This is a genomic window from uncultured Methylibium sp., assembly GCF_902826655.1.
GTDB lineage: Bacteria > Pseudomonadota > Gammaproteobacteria > Burkholderiales > Burkholderiaceae_C > Methylibium.
Genome location: NZ_CADEFR010000011.1, coordinates 53,925 through 69,977 on the forward strand (window position 1 = coordinate 53,925; position 16,053 = coordinate 69,977).

Genomic DNA, 16,053 nt, shown 5'->3' on the forward strand with positions numbered 1-16,053 from the left:
TCGTGAGCATGCTTGAACAACGCATCCAGCGGCATTTCTTCGACAGTGCCGACCTGAAGAACCAGTGCGCCGAGGTCCTGAGCAAGCCGATCGCCGATGCGGTGCAGGCCGTGCTGGGCTGCATCACTGCCGGCGGCAAGGTGCTGGCCTGCGGCAACGGCGGATCCGCCAGCGACGCGCAGCACTTCGCGGCGGAGTTCGTCGGTCGCTTCGAACGCGAGCGACCCGGCCTGGCCGCCATCGCGCTCAACACCGACACCTCGATCCTGACCGCGATCGGCAACGATTACGACTACAACTCGGTCTTCTCGAAGCAGGTGCAGGCGCTCGGCAATCCGGGCGACGTGCTGCTGGCCATCACCACGAGCGGCAACTCGGCCAACGTGCTGGCCGCCGTCGACGCGGCCCACGACAAGGACATGACCGTCATCGCGCTGACCGGTCGCAACGGCGGCAAGCTCGCCCAGCGCCTGCTGGAGACCGACGTCAACATCTGCGTGCCGCACGAGCGGACCGCGCGCATCCAGGAAGTTCACATCCTCGCGATCCACTGCCTGTGCGATGCGGTGGACGTGCAACTGCTCGGCGAACAGGACCCCGCATGAGACCTCTCCGCTCCTCCCTCGTCCCGACCCTGCTGGCCGCGGCCTTGCTGACCGGCAGCTTGAGCGCCTGCGCGCCGCTGCTGATCGGTGGTGCGGCGGTGGGCGGCGCGCTGTCGTACAGCGATCGTCGCACCACCGGGGCCCAGCTCGAAGACCAGTCGATCGAGCTGAAGGCGGCGCCGCGCTTCCGCGAGGCGATCGGCGACCGCGGCCACATCAACGTGACCAGCTTCAACCGTACCGTGCTGCTGACCGGCGAGGCGCCGACCGAGGCCGACAAGGCGGCGGCCGAGGCGGCGATCACGAAGCTGGAGAACGTGCGCGCCACGCTCAACGAACTGGTGGTCGCCCCCAACAGCTCGCTGGTCGACCGTTCGAACGACGCGCTGATCACCAGCAAGGTCAAGGCGAGCTACGTCGACGCCAAGGACATCTTCGCCAACGCCTACAAGGTCGTGACCGAGCGGGGCGTCGTGTACCTGATGGGCCGCGTCACCGAGCGCGAGGCCGACCGCGGCGTCGCGATCGCCCGCGGCGTCTCCGGAGTCACCAAGGTCGTCAAGGCCTTCGAGATCATCACCGAGGACGAACTCGCCGGTTACCGCTCCAAGCCGGCGCCGCCGGCGAGCCCGACGCCGGCACGCTGACCGGCACTGCGGCCGGGCTGCCGGCGGCCGTCCTCAGCCCAGCCGCCGGATCAGGCTCGAGGTGTCCCAGCGCCGGCCGTCCATCGCCTGCACGTCGGCATAGAACTGGTCCACCAGGGCCGTGACGGGCAGGCGCGCGCCGTTGCGCTGGGCCTCCTCGAGGCACAGGCCCAGGTCCTTGCGCATCCAGTCGACCGCGAAGCCGAAGTCGAACTTGCCGTCGATCATCGTCGGGCCGCGGTTGTCCATCTGCCAGCTCTGCGCGGCGCCCTTGCCGATCACGCCGAGCACCGCCTTCATGTCCAGGCCGGCCTTCTGGCCGAAGGCGATGGCCTCGGACAGGCCCTGGACCAGGCCGGCGATCGCGATCTGGTTGACCATCTTCGCCAGCTGCCCCGAGCCGGCCTCGCCCAGCAGCGTGACCGCCTTCGAGAAGGCCATCGCCACCGGCTGGATCTTCGCGAACGCGGCGGCGTCGCCGCCGCACATCACGGTCAGCATGCCGTTGATCGCCCCGAGGTTGCCGCCCGAGACCGGCGCGTCGATGAAGGCCAGACCGCGGGCCTGGGCTGCGGCCGCCAGTTCGCGCGCGATGTCCGCCGAGGCGGTCGTGTGGTCGACGAACACGGCGCCCGGCTTCATCCCGTGGAAGGCCCCCGCCTCACCGACGGTCACGGCGCGCAGGTCGGCATCGTTGCCGACGCAGGCGAACACGATGTCGGCGCCGGCGGCGGCCGCCTGCGGCGTGGGGGCACTCGCACCGCCGTACTCGGCGACCCAGGCCTGCGCCTTCGCTGCGGTGCGGTTGTAGACGGTCACGCGGTGCCCGGCGCGCGCCAGGTGGCCGGCCATCGGGTGGCCCATCACACCCAGGCCCAGGAAGGCCACGGTCTGCGAGGGAACGGGGTCGTAGGTCTTGCTGCTCATCGCCATCGTCTCCGGAAAGGAAAACGGCCTCGAGACGAGGCCGTCCATGCGGGCGAATGATCGCCTAAACGATGCTGAGATGCTCGGTGCCGGCCGCGAGGTCGGCGTTGCGCGCGCGGTTGCTGTTGAGCTTGATCTGCAGCCGCAGGTCGTTGACCGAGTCGGCGTTGCGCAGCGCATCCTCGTACGTGATCATCTGGCCTTCGTAGAGGTCGAACAGGCTCTGGTCGAAGGTCTGCATGCCGAGTTCGCGGCTGCGCTTCATCAGCTCCTTGATGTCGGTGACCTCGCCCTTGAAGATCAGATCGGCGATCAGCGGCGTGTTCAGCATGATCTCCACGGCCGCGACGCGCCCCTTGCCTTCCTGGCGCGGCACCAGGCGCTGCGAGACCAGGCTCTTCAGGTTCAGCGACAGGTCCATCAGCAGCTGGGCGCGGCGCTCCTCGGGGAAGAAGTTGATGATGCGGTCGAGCGCCTGATTGGCGCTGTTGGCGTGCAGCGTGGCCATGCACAGGTGACCGGTCTCGGCGAAGGCGACCGCATGCTCCATCGTCTCGCGGTCGCGGATCTCGCCCATCAGGATCACATCGGGCGCCTGGCGCAGCGTGTTCTTCAGCGCCGCTTCCCAGCCGTCGGTGTCGATGCCGACCTCGCGCTGCGTGACGATGCAGTTCTTGTGCGGGTGCACGAACTCGACCGGATCCTCGACCGTGATGATGTGGCCGTAGGAGTTCTCGTTGCGGTGGTCGACCATCGCGGCCAGCGAGGTGCTCTTGCCCGAGCCGGTGGCGCCGACGAAGATCACCAGGCCGCGCTTGCTGACCGACACGTCCTTCAGGATCTGCGGCAGGCCCAGCGCGTCGATGGTGGGGATCTTGGCAGGAATCGTCCGCAGCACGAGGCCGACGTTGCCCTGCTGCATGAAGGCGTTGGCGCGGAAGCGCCCGATGCCGGTGGGGGCGACCGCGAAGTTGCACTCCTTGCTGCGCTCGAACTCCGCCGCCTGCTTGTCGTTCATGATCGACCGCGCCAGCGCGATCGTGTGCTGCGGCGTCAGCGGCTGCGGCGACACCTTGGTCACCCGGCCGTCGACCTTGATGGCCGGCGGGAAGTCCGCGGTCAGGAACAGGTCCGAGCCGGCGCGAGCGACCAGCAGGCGCAGCAGGTCGTTGACGAATTTCGACGCTTGATCGCGTTCCATCGAGGACTCCCTTTCACCACCGGCGGTCGGGGTTCAACCGCCGGACAACAAGGCTGACAGTCTGGCGCCGACCTGGCGCAACCGCAAGGACAAACGTCTCGCCAGCGACGCCAGCAGGGCCAGCGCCAGCCGCGGTTCCGCGGCCATCAGGGCCTCGAAGCGCGGCGCTTCCAGGACGGCCAGCAGGCAGGGCGTGATCGTGGTGCAGGCCGAGAAGCGCGAGCCGGCGTCGAGCATCGACATCTCGCCGACCATGTCGCCGGCACGCACCTCGGCCAGACGCGTGCGGGCACCGCCGGCCGGGACGCGCTCGACGGCGATCCGCCCCTCGAGCACCACCAGCAGGTAGTCGCCCTGCTCGTCCTGGCCGATCAGCTGGGCGCCGGCCGGCACGCTGACGTAGTCGAGGAAGCCGGCCAGTCGCTGCAACTCGCCGGGGGCGAGGTCCAGCGCGTGGCTGTCGGCCTGCCACAGCTGGACGAACAAGGCCGCGCCCTGGCTGGCATCGAGGGGCCGCGCGCCGATGGCGGCGGCGCGGTCCGGCCAGCCGACCGGCGCCAGCGCGTCGTCGCCCGCGGGCTCGGCCTCGGCGTCTCGGTCAGGCGATTTCTTCACGACGGCACGACCGCTGGGCGAGGCGAGCCGCGGCTCAGCCCGGGAAGTTCTCGGGCGACTTGGCCTTGCCGCGCGCCTCGGCGGGCGTGATGATGTTGCGGCGCACCAGGTCGGACAGGTTCTGGTCCAGGGTCTGCATGCCCATGCTGTTGCCGGTCTGGATCGAGCTGTACATCTGCGCGACCTTGGCCTCGCGGATCAGGTTGCGGATCGCCGGCGTGCCCAGCATGATCTCGTGCGCGGCCACGCGGCCGCTGCCGTCCTTCAGCTTGCACAGCGTCTGCGAGATCACGCCGATCAGCGACTCCGACAGCATCGCGCGCACCATGTCCTTCTCGGCTGCCGGGAAGACGTCGATCACGCGGTCGATGGTCTTGGCGGCGCTGCTGGTGTGCAGCGTGCCGAACACCAGGTGGCCGGTCTCGGCGGCGGTCAGCGCCAGGCGGATGGTCTCCAGGTCGCGCATTTCGCCGACCAGGATCGCGTCCGGGTCCTCGCGCAGCGCCGAGCGCAGCGCGTTGCTGAACGACAGCGTGTGCGGCCCGACCTCGCGCTGGTTGATCAGGCAGCGCTTGGAGTCGTGCACGAACTCGATCGGGTCCTCGACGGTCAGCACGTGGCCGTACTCGTTCTCGTTGAGGTGGTTGACCATCGCCGCCAGCGTGGTCGACTTGCCCGAGCCGGTCGGGCCGGTGACGAGCACCAGGCCGCGCGGCTTGAGCGCCAGCTCGGCGAAGACCTTCGGTGTGTTCAGCTGCTCGAGCGTCAGGATCTTCGACGGAATCGTCCGGAACACCGCGCCGGCGCCGCGGTTCTGGTTGAAGGCGTTGACGCGAAAGCGCGCCAGGCCCTGGATCTCGAACGAGAAGTCGCACTCCAGCGTCTCCTCGTAGGCCTTGCGCTGCGCATCGTTCATGATGTCGTACACCATGTCGTGGACGCTCTTGTGGTCGAGCGGGTCCACGTTGATGCGCCGCACGTCGCCGTGCACGCGGATCATCGGCGGCAGGCCGGCGGACAAGTGCAGGTCGGAGGCCTTGTTCTTGACCGAGAAGGCCAACAGCTGGGTGATGTCCATGGATGATGGTGCAGGCGCGTCACGCGCCTCGCGGCAGAGGGCTGGAAGATTATGGCGACGATCGCGAGCAAGATACAAGAAGTGAGCGGGCGCATCGCACGCGCCTGCGATGCGGCCGGCCGTCCCGTGGCAAGCGTCACGCTGCTGGCGGTCAGCAAGACGCAAGGCCCCGACGCGGTGCGTGCAGCGGTGGCGGCCGGGCAACGCGCCTTCGGCGAGAACTACGTGCAGGAGGCGCTGGACAAGATGGCCGCGCTGGCCGACCTGCGGCCGCAGCTCCAGTGGCACCTGGTCGGTCCGCTACAGAGCAACAAGACGCGCGCCGTGGCCGAAGCCTTCGACTGGGTGCACTCGGTCGACCGACTGAAGCTCGCGCAGCGCCTCAGCGAGCAGCGCCCGGCCGCGCTGCCGCCCTTGCAGGTCTGCCTGCAGGTCAACATCAGCGGCGAGGCCAGCAAGAGCGGCGTCGCGCCGGGCGAGGTCGAGGCTTTGGCGCGGTCGATGGCCGCCCTGCCGCGGCTGAAGCTGCGCGGGCTGATGGCCATCCCCGAGCCGATCGACGGCAGCGAGGCGCAACGCCGCCCTCACCACGCCCTGCGCGAACTGCTGGAATGCCTGAACAGCCGCGGCCTGGCGCTGGACACCCTGTCGATGGGCATGACCGCCGACCTGGAGGCCGCGGTGCTGGAGGGCGCAACGATCGTGCGCATCGGCACCGCGATCTTCGGCGCGCGGGCGCGGGTGGCCTGACTCAGGCCTTGCGCCAGCGGCGCCAGAGCTCGGCGAACTCTCCGACCAGCCCGCGGCGGAAGGCCAGCACGCAGACGATGAAGATCAGGCCGGTGACCAGGGTCACCGACTCGCCCAGGCCGTTGAACCAGGCGATGCCGGTGGTCTCGGCCAGCGCCTTGCCCAGGTCGCCGATCTTGTTCTCCAGCGCGATGATGACCAGCGCGCCGACGATCGGGCCGATCATCGTGCCCATGCCGCCGACCAGGGTCATCAGGATCACCGCGCCCGAGGTGGTCCAGACCGCGTCGGTCAGCGTCGCGAAGCCCAGCACCAGGGTCTTGGTCGCGCCGGCCAGCCCGGCCAGCGCCGCCGACAGCACGAAGGCGACGAGCTTGAAACGCTCGACGTCGTAGCCCAGCGAGACTGCGCGCGCCTCGTTCTCGCGGATCGAGGTCAGCACCTGGCCGAAGGGCGAGTGCACGGTGCGGTAGATCAGCCAGAAGGCGCCGATGAAGATCGCCAGCACCACGTAGTACAGCGTCAGGTCGGACGCCAGGTCGAGGCCGAGGAAGTTGCCGCGCGGCACCGACTGCAGGCCGTCCTCGCCGCCGGTGAAGGGCGCCTGCAGGAAGTAGAAGAACAGCATCTGCGCCAGCGCCAGCGTGATCATCGAGAAGTAGATGCCGCTGCGGCGGATGGCCAGCCAGCCGAAGGCCAGTCCGGTCAGCGCCGCCATCGCGGTGCCGAACAGCAGGCCCAGCGGCGCCGGGAAGCCCCAGACCTTGAGCGCGTGCCCGGCGGTGTAGGCCGCCATGCCGAGGAAGGCCGCGTGGCCGAAACTCAGCAGGCCGGTGAAGCCGATCAGCAGGTTGAAGGCGCACGCGAACAGCGCGTAGCACATCACCTTCATCACGAAGATCGGGTAGGCGCCGATCGCCGGCAGCAGCGCGATCGCGAGGAACAGCGCGGCGTAGCCGATCAGCGGCGATTTCGCGGCGGAGGGAGTCGTCATTTCTCTTTACCGAACAGCCCCGCCGGACGCACCAGCAGCACGATGGCCATGACGACGAACACGACGGTGCTCGAGGCCTCGGGGTAGAACACCTTGGTCAGGCCCTCGACCACGCCCAGGCCCAGGCCCGTGAGGATGGAGCCGAGGATGGAGCCCATGCCGCCGATCACCACCACCGCGAACACCACGATGATCAGGTTGCTGCCCATCAGCGGCGAGACCTGCAGGATGGGCGCGGCCAGCACCCCGGCGAAGGCCGCCAGCGCCACCCCGCCCGCATAGGTCAGCGTGATCATGCGCGGCACGTTGATCCCGAAGGCCTGCACCAGCCGCGGGTTCTCGGTGCCGGCGCGCAGCGTGGCCCCCAGCGAGGTCTTCTCGATCAGCGCCCACACCGCCAGGCACACCACGATCGAGGCGACGACGACCCAGGCGCGGTAGTTCGGCAGGATCATGAAGCCGAGGTTGGTGGCGCCCTGCAGCGCGTCGGGCACCGGGTAGGGCTGGCCCGAGACGCCGTAGAAGCTGCGGAACACGCCCTCGGTCACCAGCGTGATGCCGAAGGTCAGCAGCAGGCCGTAGAGGTGGTCCAGCTTGTAGAGCCACTGCAGCAGCAGCCGCTCGATCAGGATGCCCAGCACGCCCACCACCAGCGGGGCCAGCAGCAGCATGGCCCAGTAGTTCAGGCCCAGGTACTCCAGCCCCATCCAGGCCAGGAAGGCCCCCATCATGTACAGCGCCCCGTGGGCGAAGTTGATGATGTTGAGCATGCCGAAGATCACCGCCAGGCCCAGCGACAGCATCGCGTAGAACGAGCCGTTCACCAGGCCCAGCAGCAGCTGGCTCAGGAACGCGGACAGCGGAATGCCGAAGATCTCCATCGCGACCGTCTCAGTCCGTCGTCCGTTCCGGGATCACTTCTTGACCAGCGGGCACTTGCTGTCGGCCAGCTTGGTGTAGGCGTCGTCGCCCGGGATCTTCTGGATCACGTTGTAGTAGTCCCAGGGCTCGGTCGACGCCGACTGCGCCTTCACCTGCATCAGGTACATGTCGTAGCGGTGGCGGCCGTCCGGGCCGATCTTGCCGCCCTTGGCGAACATGTCGTTGACCGGCGTGGCCTTCATCTGCGCGATGACCTTGTCGGCGTCGTCGGTCTTGGTCGCCTCGATGGCCTTGAGGTAGTGCATCGTGGCCGAGTAGTCGCCGGCCTGGATCATCGACGGCATGCGCTTCATCTTCTCGAAGAAGCGGCGGCTCCAGGCACGCGACTCGGCGCTCTGGTTCCAGTACCAGCCGTCGGTCAGGTACATGCCTTCGGTGGCCTTCAGGCCCAGCGCATGGATGTCGTTGATGAACATCAGCAGGCCGGCCAGCTTCATCGTCTTGGTGATGCCGAACTCGTTGGCCGCCTTGATCGAGTTGATCGTGTCGCCACCGGCGTTGGCCAGGCCCAGGATCTGCGCCTTGCTCGACTGCGCCTGCAGCAGGAAGGACGAGAAGTCGCTGGCCGACAGGGGGTGCTTGACGCTGCCGACGATGGTGCCGCCGGCCTTCGTCACCACCGACGAGGTGTCGTTCTGCAGCGAGGCGCCGAAGGCGTAGTCGGCGGTCAGGAAGTACCAGGTCTTGCCGCCCGACTTGACCACCGCGTTGCCGGTGCCGTTGGCCAGCGCGACCGTGTCGTAGGCGTAGTGGATCGTGTAGGGCGTGCAGTCCTCGTTGGTCAGGCGCGCGCTGGCGGCACCGATCGAGATGAAGGTCTTCTTCTTCTCGGCCGCGACCTTGGCCATGGCGAGGTTGGCGCCCGAGTTGGTGCCGCCGACCAGCATGTCGACGCCCTGCGTGTCGAACCACTCGCGCGCCTTGCTGGCGGCGACGTCGGCCTTGTTCTGGTGGTCGGCGAAGATGACCTCGACCTTCTTGCCGGCCGCCATGCCCTTCATGTCGGCGACGGCCATCTTGATGGCCTCGACGCCGCCGGCGCCGTCGATGTCGGCGTACAGGCCCGACATGTCGGTGATGATGCCGATCCTGACGACATCGCCGGAGACCTGGGCGTGCGCCGCGGTGGCGGCGACGGTGAGACCGCAGGCCGCGGAGGCGGCCAGGGCAATGCGCTTCAGGACGTGGGTCATGCAGGTCTCCTTGGGGTGTTGAGCGAGGAAGCGCGTCCGTTCAGACGCTGAGCAACTCGTCGAGCGCTGCCTGTTGGGCGGCGAGCTCGGACGCGGGAAAGGACAGCGCCACGTGGCCGTGCTCGATCACGTGGAAGTGGTCGGCCAGCGGCGCGGCGAAGCGGAAGTTCTGCTCCACCATCACGATGGTGAAGCCCTGGGCCTTGAGGGCGCGGATCATGCGCGCCAGCGCCTGCACGATGACCGGGGCGAGCCCTTCGGAGATCTCGTCGAGCAGCAGGATGTCGGCGCCCGTGCGCAGGATGCGCGCGACCGCCAGCATCTGCTGCTCGCCGCCCGACAGCCGCGTGCCCTGGCTGGCCTTGCGCTCGGCCAGGTTGGGGAACATCGCGTAGATCTCGGCCTCGCTCATCGCCTTGCCGCGCCCGCCCGGCAGTCGCGGCGGCAGGTGCAGGTTCTCCTCGGCCGACAGCGAGGCGAAGATGCCGCGCTCCTCGGGGCAGTAGCCGATGCCGAGGTGGGCGATGCGGTGCGTGGGCAGGCCGATGCTCTCCTGGCCGTGCACCTTGACGGAGCCCTTGCGTGCCCCGGTCAGGCCCATGATCGCGCGCAGCGTCGTGGTGCGCCCGGCGCCGTTGCGCCCCAGCAGCGTGACGACCTGGCCGCGCGGCACCGTCAGGTTCACGCCGTGCAGGATGTGGCTCTCGCCGTACCAGGCGTTCAGGTCGCGGATCTCGATCGCGGGCGTCTCGGTCGACATGTCAGTGCGCGCCCTGCAACTCGGTCGCCTCGGTGCCCATGTAGGCCTCCAGCACCGCGGGATGCTTCGACACCGCGGCGTAGTCGCCCTCGGCCAGCACCGCGCCGCGCGCCAGCACGGTGATGCGGTCGGCGATGCTGGCGACGACCTTCATGTTGTGCTCGACCATCAGCACGGTGCGCCCTTCGGCGACGCGCTTGATCAGCCTGGTGACGCGCTCGACGTCCTCGTGGCCCATGCCCTGGGTCGGCTCGTCCAGCAGCATGAGCTCGGGCTCCATCGCCATGGTGGTGGCGATCTCCAGCGCGCGCTTGCGCCCGTAGGGCAGGTCGACGGCCTTGAGGTGGGCCATGTCGCGCAGGTCGACCAGCTCCAGCAGCTCGAGCACCTTGCCGTCGAGGCGCTTCAGCTCGCCCAGGCCGCGCCAGAACTGGAAGGAGGTGCCGGTGAAGCGCTGCAGGCCGATGCGCACGTTCTCCAGCACGCTCAGGTGCGGGAAGACGGCCGAGATCTGGAAGGAGCGGATCACGCCGCGCCGGGCGATGTGGGCGGAGTTCTCGCCGGTGATGTCGTGGCCGTTGAAGTGGATGCTGCCGCGCGTGGGCGACAGGAACTTCGTCAGCAGGTTGAAGCAGGTGGTCTTGCCCGCCCCGTTGGGCCCGATCAGCGCATGGATGTGGCCGCGCTGCACCTGCAGGTTCACGCGGTCCACGGCCGTGAAGCCCTTGAACTCCTTCGTGAGGTCGCGCGTCTCGAGGATGAAGTCGCTCATGCGGGCCGGGTCGACAAGGAGCCGCACTGTAAGCAGCGGTGTTGCGCTGCAACAGGCGGGGTTCCACTTATGCGGGTCTGCGCAGGGTCAACCCGCACCCGCGGGCGGCCGCGCGCAGCCCGGTCCGCTGGTGCGCGAAGCGTCGTCGCGGCTCAGTGCGCCGGCGCTGTCGCGTCGCCGGTTTCGCGCAGCGGAGACCAGGGCTGCAGTGCGTGCAGCAGCAGCACCACACCTCCCAGCAGCGCGACGACGTCGAAGCCGACCGTCGCCACCGGCCGCAGGCTGTCTGCGCCGACGCCCAGCCAGCCGGCGATCGTGTCGACGTGGTTGCGCGCATGCATGACCAGCAGCAGCAGCGCGACCCACGGCGCGACGCGCGACAGGCGCCGTGCCGTGCCGCCCAGCACCGCCGCGCCGGCCAGCAGGAACACCGCCGAGCCGACGAAGACGAGCGTGAAGAAGATGCTGACGATGGGCCGGGCGGCGCCGGCCAGCTCCTGCCAGGTCGAGTAGGGCAGCCAGGCCAGGCACATCACCCCCAGCAGGGCCGCCAGGCCGCGGGCGCGCGGCGCCGCGGCGCCATCGGCCGCGTAGCCGCCGTCGGTATTGGCCTTGCGCATCAGCGGGATCAGCAGCAGGCAGCTCAGGCCGAAGATCGCGTCGATCACCATCGTCTTCGGATAGCCCCAGGCCTCGATCGCGATGCCTTGCCAGATCGCCGAGTAGGCGATGGCCAGGTTCATCAGCGCCATGTAGGCGGTGAACTGGGTGCCGGCCACGCGCGGGTTGGTCACGTCCATGTACATCGCGGCATTGGTGCCGTACATCAGGCCGTTGACCGCGTTGTAGGCCAGCGTCGCGGTCCAGAAGGCGGCCAGCAGCGCGGCCGGGACCTCGGGGCGGTTGGCGGCGTCCAGCGCCACCGGCATGATCCAGCCGGCGCCGGCCAGCACGTTGGCCAGGTACAGCACCGGCAGGCCCATCATCGCGATGTAGATGAAGTTCATGCGGCGTCGGCCGTAGCGGTCCGACAGGCGGCCGCCGATCACCATGAAGGCCGCGTTGATGCCGCCCGAGCACAGGTTGAGCCAGGCCACCTGGTCGTCGTCCATGCCCAGCTCCACCGCCAGGTTGGATTGCAGCGCCAGGCCCAGACACATCGCGCCCGGCGGCAGCAGCGCGTAGAACAGCCCGCTGAAGGCGCCGCGCGAGCCGAGGAAGGACCGGAAGGAGCTGACCGCGAAGTCGCGCATCTCGCGTCCCGCGGCGCGCAGCTTCGGGCCGACGACCGCCGGCCGCGGCGGGCCGGCCGGCTCGCGCAGCGGCAGCACCACCAGCACGGTCACCGCGAGGATGCAGCCGGCCACGAAGAAGAAGGTCGGCTGGAAGCCCGTGTAGCCCGACAGGAACAGCACGCCGCTGCCGCCGATCACCTGGCCGATGGCCGCGCCGGCGAACATCAGCCCGTTGGCCAGCCCGCGCTCGTCCTCGTGCAGCGTGTTGACGGCCAGCGCGTCGATGGCCACATCCTGCATCGCCGCGAAGCTGTTGTGCACCAGCAGGATCATGGTGAAGAGCGCCAGCTGCTCCGGCAGCTTGAGCAGCACGGTGGACATCAGCGTGATCGCCATCATCAGCTGGGTGCCGAGGATCCAGCCGCGGCGCCGGCCCAGGCGGTCGGACGCGAACACGTCGATGAAGGGCCCGAACGCCCACTTGAAGGCCCAGGGCAGGTAGAACGAGCCGACGAAGAGCCCGATCTCGGCCGGCCCGACGCCCTGGCGCCGCAGCTGGGTCGCGACCGCGGTGGCTGCGAAGCCCAGCGGCAGCCCCTCGGTCAGGTAGAGGCAGAAGAAGGCGGTGAGGCGGCCACGGGTGGTGGCAAGCAGATTGGGCAGGCGCATGGTGGGGGTGGTTCCGTGGCCGCGCGATTCTCTTTCAAGGGCGCGTCCGCAGCGGTCTGCAGCCTGATGGCTAGATCGGCAAGGCAGTGGTGTTCTTCACTTCTTCCATCACGGCGTAGGTCCGCGTCTCGCGCACGCCGGGCAGGGCCCAGATGACGCTGGCCAGCATCTCGCGGTAGGCGGCCATGTCGGCCACGCGGGTCTTGATCAGGTAGTCGAAGCCGCCGGCCACGAGATGGCACTCCAGGATCTCGGGCCGCACCTGCACCGCGGCGCGGAAGCTCTCCATCACGTCGGGCGCCGTGCGGTCGAGCATCACCTCGATGAAGACCAGCATGCCGGCGCCCAGCCGCGCCGGGTTCAGGCGCGCCTCGTAGCCGAGGATGTAGCCCTCGCGGGTCAGGCGCTTCACGCGCTCGAGCACCGCGGTCGGCGACAGGTGGACCTGCTGCGCCAGCTCGAGGTTGGTGATGCGGCCGTCGGCCTGCAGCACGCGCAGGATGCGCTGGTCGGTGCGGTCCAGGCCCTCGATGGTCCGCACGGACGCTTCAGTGGGCGCTTCGCTGGATTTATGTCGGCTGTTGGCCATGTTCTTGGCGAAAGATTCAAGGCAACTGGTCTTACGCTAACAGGATCGACACCCGACATCCAGCTGCCATGCCCACCGAGTCGCCGCCGCCCGCCCGCCTGCCCTCGCCGCTGCGCGAGGAGCTCCCTGCCCTGGCCGCCCGCCTGCAGGCGCTGTCCGGTGCGCTGGACTGGTCGCGGGCCCAGGCGCTGGCGCGGCCCTGGGTGCAGGCGGTCCGCGACGAGCCGGCGCCGTTCTGGGCCATGGAGTCGCTGCTGCGCGAGTACCCGATCTCCAGTGTCGAGGGCCTGGCGTTGATGCGCCTGGCCGAGGCCCTGCTGCGCGTGCCCGACGCCCAGACCGCGATCGCGCTGACGGCCGACCAGCTGGGCCGCGCCGACTTCGAGTCGGCCGGCGGCGACGGCCCGCACAAGATGCTGGCCAGCCTGTCGGCCAGCGCGATCGCGCTGTCCAAGAAGTTCCTGCCGGACGAGGAGCGGCCGCCGGGGTTGATCAAGCGCCTGGGCGCGCAGACCGTGGTCGCGGCGACCGTGCGCGCGATCCAGCTGCTGGGCCGGCAGTTCGTGCTGGGACAGAGCATCGCCGAGGCCCTGGACGAGGCGCGCGGCCAGCGCAAGGCGCAGCCCGCGCTGCGCTTCTCCTTCGACATGCTGGGCGAGGGCGCGCGCACCGACGCCGACGCGAAGCGCTACCTCGCGTCCTACCGTCACGCGCTCCAGGCGATCGCGGCGAGTGCTGCGCCCGGCGCCGGCCCGGAGGCGAACGACGGCATCTCGATCAAGCTGTCGGCGCTGTTCCCGCGCTACGAGGAAGCGCAGCGCGCCCGCGTCTTCGGCGAGCTGCTGCCGCGCGTGCTGGGCCTGATCGACGACGCGGCGCGCGCCGACCTCAACCTCACCATCGACGCCGAGGAGAGCGATCGCCTCGAGCTCTCGCTGGACCTGATCGACGCGGCCGCCGCGCACATCGCGGCGCGACACCCGCAGTGGCGGGGCTTCGGCCTCGCGATCCAGGCCTACCAGACGCGCGCCGAGGAATGCGTGCACGAGGTCGCGCGCATCGCCAAGGCCCACGGGCTGCGCTTCATGGTGCGGCTGGTCAAGGGCGCCTACTGGGACGGCGAGATCAAGCGCGCGCAGGAGCTGGGCCTGACCGGCTATCCGGTGTTCACCCACAAGCACCACACCGACATCAGCTACCTCGCCTGCGCCAAGGCGCTGCTGGACCATGCCGACGTGATCTACCCGCAGTTCGCGACGCACAACGCCGGCACGATCGCGGCGATTGCGCACATGGCGCAGCTGAGGAACGCGCCCTTCGAGCTGCAGCGGCTGCACGGCATGGGCGAGGGCGTGTACCGCGAGGCGATGAAGTCGCTGGACGCGCCGCTGCGCATCTACGCGCCGGTCGGCGAGCACCGCGACCTGCTGGCCTACCTGGTGCGGCGGCTGCTGGAGAACGGCGCCAACTCGTCCTTCGTGCATCAGCTCGCCGACCCGCAGGTCGACGTCGACGCGCTGCTGGCCTCGCCCCTGCAGCCGGCGGACGCGCCCGGCCAGCCCGCGCCCGCGGCGATGTTCGGCAGCGCGCGCCGCAACTCGGCCGGCGTGGACCTCAGCATCGCGGCCGAGCGCGCACCGCTGCTGGCGGCCGTTGGCGCTGCCGCCGTGCCCGAGGTGCGCGAGACACCGACGACGGAGATCGACGCGGCGATGCGGCGCCTGCACGCCGGCCACCGGACCTGGAACGACACGCCGCTGGCCGAGCGCGTGGCCGTGCTGGACCGCGCCGCCGACCTGCTGGAGGCCGACCTGCCTGCGACCTGCGGCCTGCTGGTGAAGGAAGCGCACAAGACGCTGGGCGACTGCGTCGCCGAGGTGCGCGAGGCCGTCGACTTCTGCCGCTACTACGCGCAGCAGGCGGCCGCGAACCTGGCGCCGCGCGAGCTGCCCGGCCCGACCGGCGAGAGCAACACCCTGCACCTGCACGGCCGCGGCGTCTTCGTCTGCATCAGCCCCTGGAACTTCCCGCTCGCGATCTTCGCCGGCCAGGTGGTGGCGGCGCTGGTGGCCGGCAACGCGGTGGCGGCCAAGCCGGCCGAGCAGACACCCGCCGTGGCGCAGCGTTTCGTCGAGCTGCTGCACGCGGCCGGCGTGCCGCGCGAGGCGCTCGCGATGCTGCACGGCCCCGGCGAGACCGTCGGCGCCGCGCTGGTCGCACACCCGCTGACCGCCGGCGTGTGCTTCACCGGCTCGACCCAGGTCGCCAAGATCATCCAGCGCACGCTGGCGGCCAAGGACGGCGCGATCGTGCCGCTGATCGCCGAGACCGGCGGCCTCAACGCGATGATCGTCGACAGCAGTGCCCTGCCCGAGCAGGTGGTCGACGCCGTCGTCCAGAGCGCCTTCCGTTCGGCCGGCCAGCGCTGCTCGGCGCTGCGCCTGCTGTGTGTGCACGGGGCCATCGCCGACGGCGTGATCGCGATGATGGCCGGCGCGCTGCAGGAACTGCAGCTCGGCGACCCGGCGGACTACGCCACCGACGTCGGCCCGGTGATCGATGCCGAGGCGCACGCCGGCATCGCGCGCCACGTCGAGCGGCTGGACCGCGAGGCGAAACGGCTCGCGCGACGCAGCCCGCCCGAGGGTCTGGCCGGCCACTACATCGCGCCGGTGGCCTACGAGATCGCACGCGTCGCCGAGCTGAAGCACGAGGTCTTCGGCCCGGTGCTGCACGTCGTGCGCTGGGGCCCGGGCAGTGCGGCACCGGACGTCGATGCGCTGGTCGGGCAGATCAACGCCCTGGGCTACGGCCTGACGCTGGGCGTGCAGACGCGCATCGACTCGCGCGCGCAGCGCATCGCGCAGGCGGCGCGGGTCGGCAACGTCTACGTCAACCGCAACATGATCGGCGCGGTGGTCGGCGTCCAGCCCTTCGGCGGCGAAGGCCTGAGCGGCACCGGGCCCAAGGCCGGCGGGCCGCTCTACCTGTACCGCTTCTGCGGCGAGCAGACGGTGACGGTCAACACCGCGGCGGCGGGCGGCAATGCGGCCCTGCTGGCGGGCATAGACTGAGG

The 16,053-nt window shown here is 69.8% G+C and carries 15 protein-coding genes; 4 read left to right on the top strand and 11 right to left on the bottom strand.

Annotation, left to right across the window (positions count from 1 at the left end; genetic code table 11):
- Positions 1 to 8: 8 nt before the first annotated feature.
- Positions 9 to 605, top strand: a complete 597-nt coding sequence (locus QZV97_RS07205; protein WP_295640625.1) for a phosphoheptose isomerase — start codon at positions 9 to 11, stop codon at positions 603 to 605.
- Positions 602 to 1,252, top strand: coding sequence for a BON domain-containing protein (locus tag QZV97_RS07210; protein WP_295640627.1), 651 nt, complete (start codon positions 602 to 604; stop codon positions 1,250 to 1,252). The genes QZV97_RS07205 and QZV97_RS07210 overlap by 4 nt, the downstream gene beginning before the upstream one ends.
- 33 nt (positions 1,253 to 1,285) lie before the next feature.
- On the opposite strand, the gene QZV97_RS07215 is transcribed toward QZV97_RS07210, so the two are convergent.
- The 4 genes from QZV97_RS07215 to QZV97_RS07230 all read right to left on the bottom strand — a co-directional run bounded on the left by QZV97_RS07215 (position 1,286) and on the right by QZV97_RS07230 (position 5,073).
- Positions 1,286 to 2,179: an NAD(P)-dependent oxidoreductase gene (locus QZV97_RS07215; RefSeq protein ID WP_295640629.1), complete on the bottom strand. Its 894-nt coding sequence runs from the start codon at positions 2,177 to 2,179 to the stop codon at positions 1,286 to 1,288.
- A 64-nt stretch (positions 2,180 to 2,243) separates the two neighbouring features.
- Positions 2,244 to 3,380 carry a PilT/PilU family type 4a pilus ATPase gene (locus QZV97_RS07220; protein ID WP_295640631.1) on the bottom strand — a complete coding sequence of 379 codons (1,137 nt, stop codon included), beginning with the start codon at positions 3,378 to 3,380 and terminating at the stop codon, positions 2,244 to 2,246.
- A gap of 33 nt (positions 3,381 to 3,413) precedes the next feature.
- Positions 3,414 to 3,995, bottom strand: coding sequence for a cyclic nucleotide-binding domain-containing protein (locus QZV97_RS07225; RefSeq protein ID WP_295640634.1), 582 nt, complete (start codon positions 3,993 to 3,995; stop codon positions 3,414 to 3,416).
- Between the two features lie 34 nt (positions 3,996 to 4,029).
- A complete protein-coding gene (locus tag QZV97_RS07230; RefSeq protein WP_295640636.1) occupies positions 4,030 to 5,073 on the bottom strand; it encodes a type IV pilus twitching motility protein PilT in 1,044 nt (347 codons plus the stop codon).
- A 51-nt stretch (positions 5,074 to 5,124) separates the two neighbouring features.
- Here QZV97_RS07230 and QZV97_RS07235 point away from each other — a divergent pair, with 51 nt between their 5' ends.
- On the top strand, positions 5,125 to 5,823 hold the full coding sequence (locus QZV97_RS07235; protein ID WP_295640638.1) for a YggS family pyridoxal phosphate-dependent enzyme: 699 nt from the start codon (positions 5,125 to 5,127) through the stop codon (positions 5,821 to 5,823).
- Between the two features lies 1 nt (position 5,824).
- Here QZV97_RS07235 and QZV97_RS07240 read toward each other — a convergent pair whose 3' ends face one another.
- From QZV97_RS07240 to QZV97_RS07270, 7 genes are all read right to left on the bottom strand, one after another.
- Positions 5,825 to 6,817, bottom strand: coding sequence for a branched-chain amino acid ABC transporter permease (locus QZV97_RS07240; protein WP_295640640.1), 993 nt, complete (start codon positions 6,815 to 6,817; stop codon positions 5,825 to 5,827).
- Positions 6,814 to 7,698: a branched-chain amino acid ABC transporter permease gene (locus tag QZV97_RS07245; protein WP_295640642.1), complete on the bottom strand. Its 885-nt coding sequence runs from the start codon at positions 7,696 to 7,698 to the stop codon at positions 6,814 to 6,816. Before QZV97_RS07245 ends, QZV97_RS07240 begins: the two co-directional genes overlap by 4 nt.
- A 33-nt stretch (positions 7,699 to 7,731) precedes the next feature.
- Positions 7,732 to 8,952 carry an ABC transporter substrate-binding protein gene (locus QZV97_RS07250; RefSeq protein ID WP_295640644.1) on the bottom strand — a complete coding sequence of 407 codons (1,221 nt, stop codon included), beginning with the start codon at positions 8,950 to 8,952 and terminating at the stop codon, positions 7,732 to 7,734.
- Between the two features lie 40 nt (positions 8,953 to 8,992).
- Positions 8,993 to 9,712 carry an ABC transporter ATP-binding protein gene (locus tag QZV97_RS07255; protein WP_295640646.1) on the bottom strand — a complete coding sequence of 240 codons (720 nt, stop codon included), beginning with the start codon at positions 9,710 to 9,712 and terminating at the stop codon, positions 8,993 to 8,995.
- A 1-nt stretch (position 9,713) separates the two neighbouring features.
- Positions 9,714 to 10,484: an ABC transporter ATP-binding protein gene (locus QZV97_RS07260; RefSeq protein WP_295640648.1), complete on the bottom strand. Its 771-nt coding sequence runs from the start codon at positions 10,482 to 10,484 to the stop codon at positions 9,714 to 9,716.
- A gap of 152 nt (positions 10,485 to 10,636) precedes the next feature.
- Positions 10,637 to 12,388, bottom strand: a complete 1,752-nt coding sequence (locus QZV97_RS07265) for an MFS transporter (RefSeq protein WP_295640650.1) — start codon at positions 12,386 to 12,388, stop codon at positions 10,637 to 10,639.
- Between the two features lie 70 nt (positions 12,389 to 12,458).
- Positions 12,459 to 12,977, bottom strand: coding sequence for an Lrp/AsnC ligand binding domain-containing protein (locus QZV97_RS07270; protein WP_295640652.1), 519 nt, complete (start codon positions 12,975 to 12,977; stop codon positions 12,459 to 12,461).
- A 68-nt stretch (positions 12,978 to 13,045) separates the two neighbouring features.
- Between QZV97_RS07270 and QZV97_RS07275 the strand changes: the two genes are divergently transcribed.
- Positions 13,046 to 16,051 carry an L-glutamate gamma-semialdehyde dehydrogenase gene (locus tag QZV97_RS07275; protein ID WP_295640654.1) on the top strand — a complete coding sequence of 1,002 codons (3,006 nt, stop codon included), beginning with the start codon at positions 13,046 to 13,048 and terminating at the stop codon, positions 16,049 to 16,051.
- Positions 16,052 to 16,053: the final 2 nt, after the last annotated feature.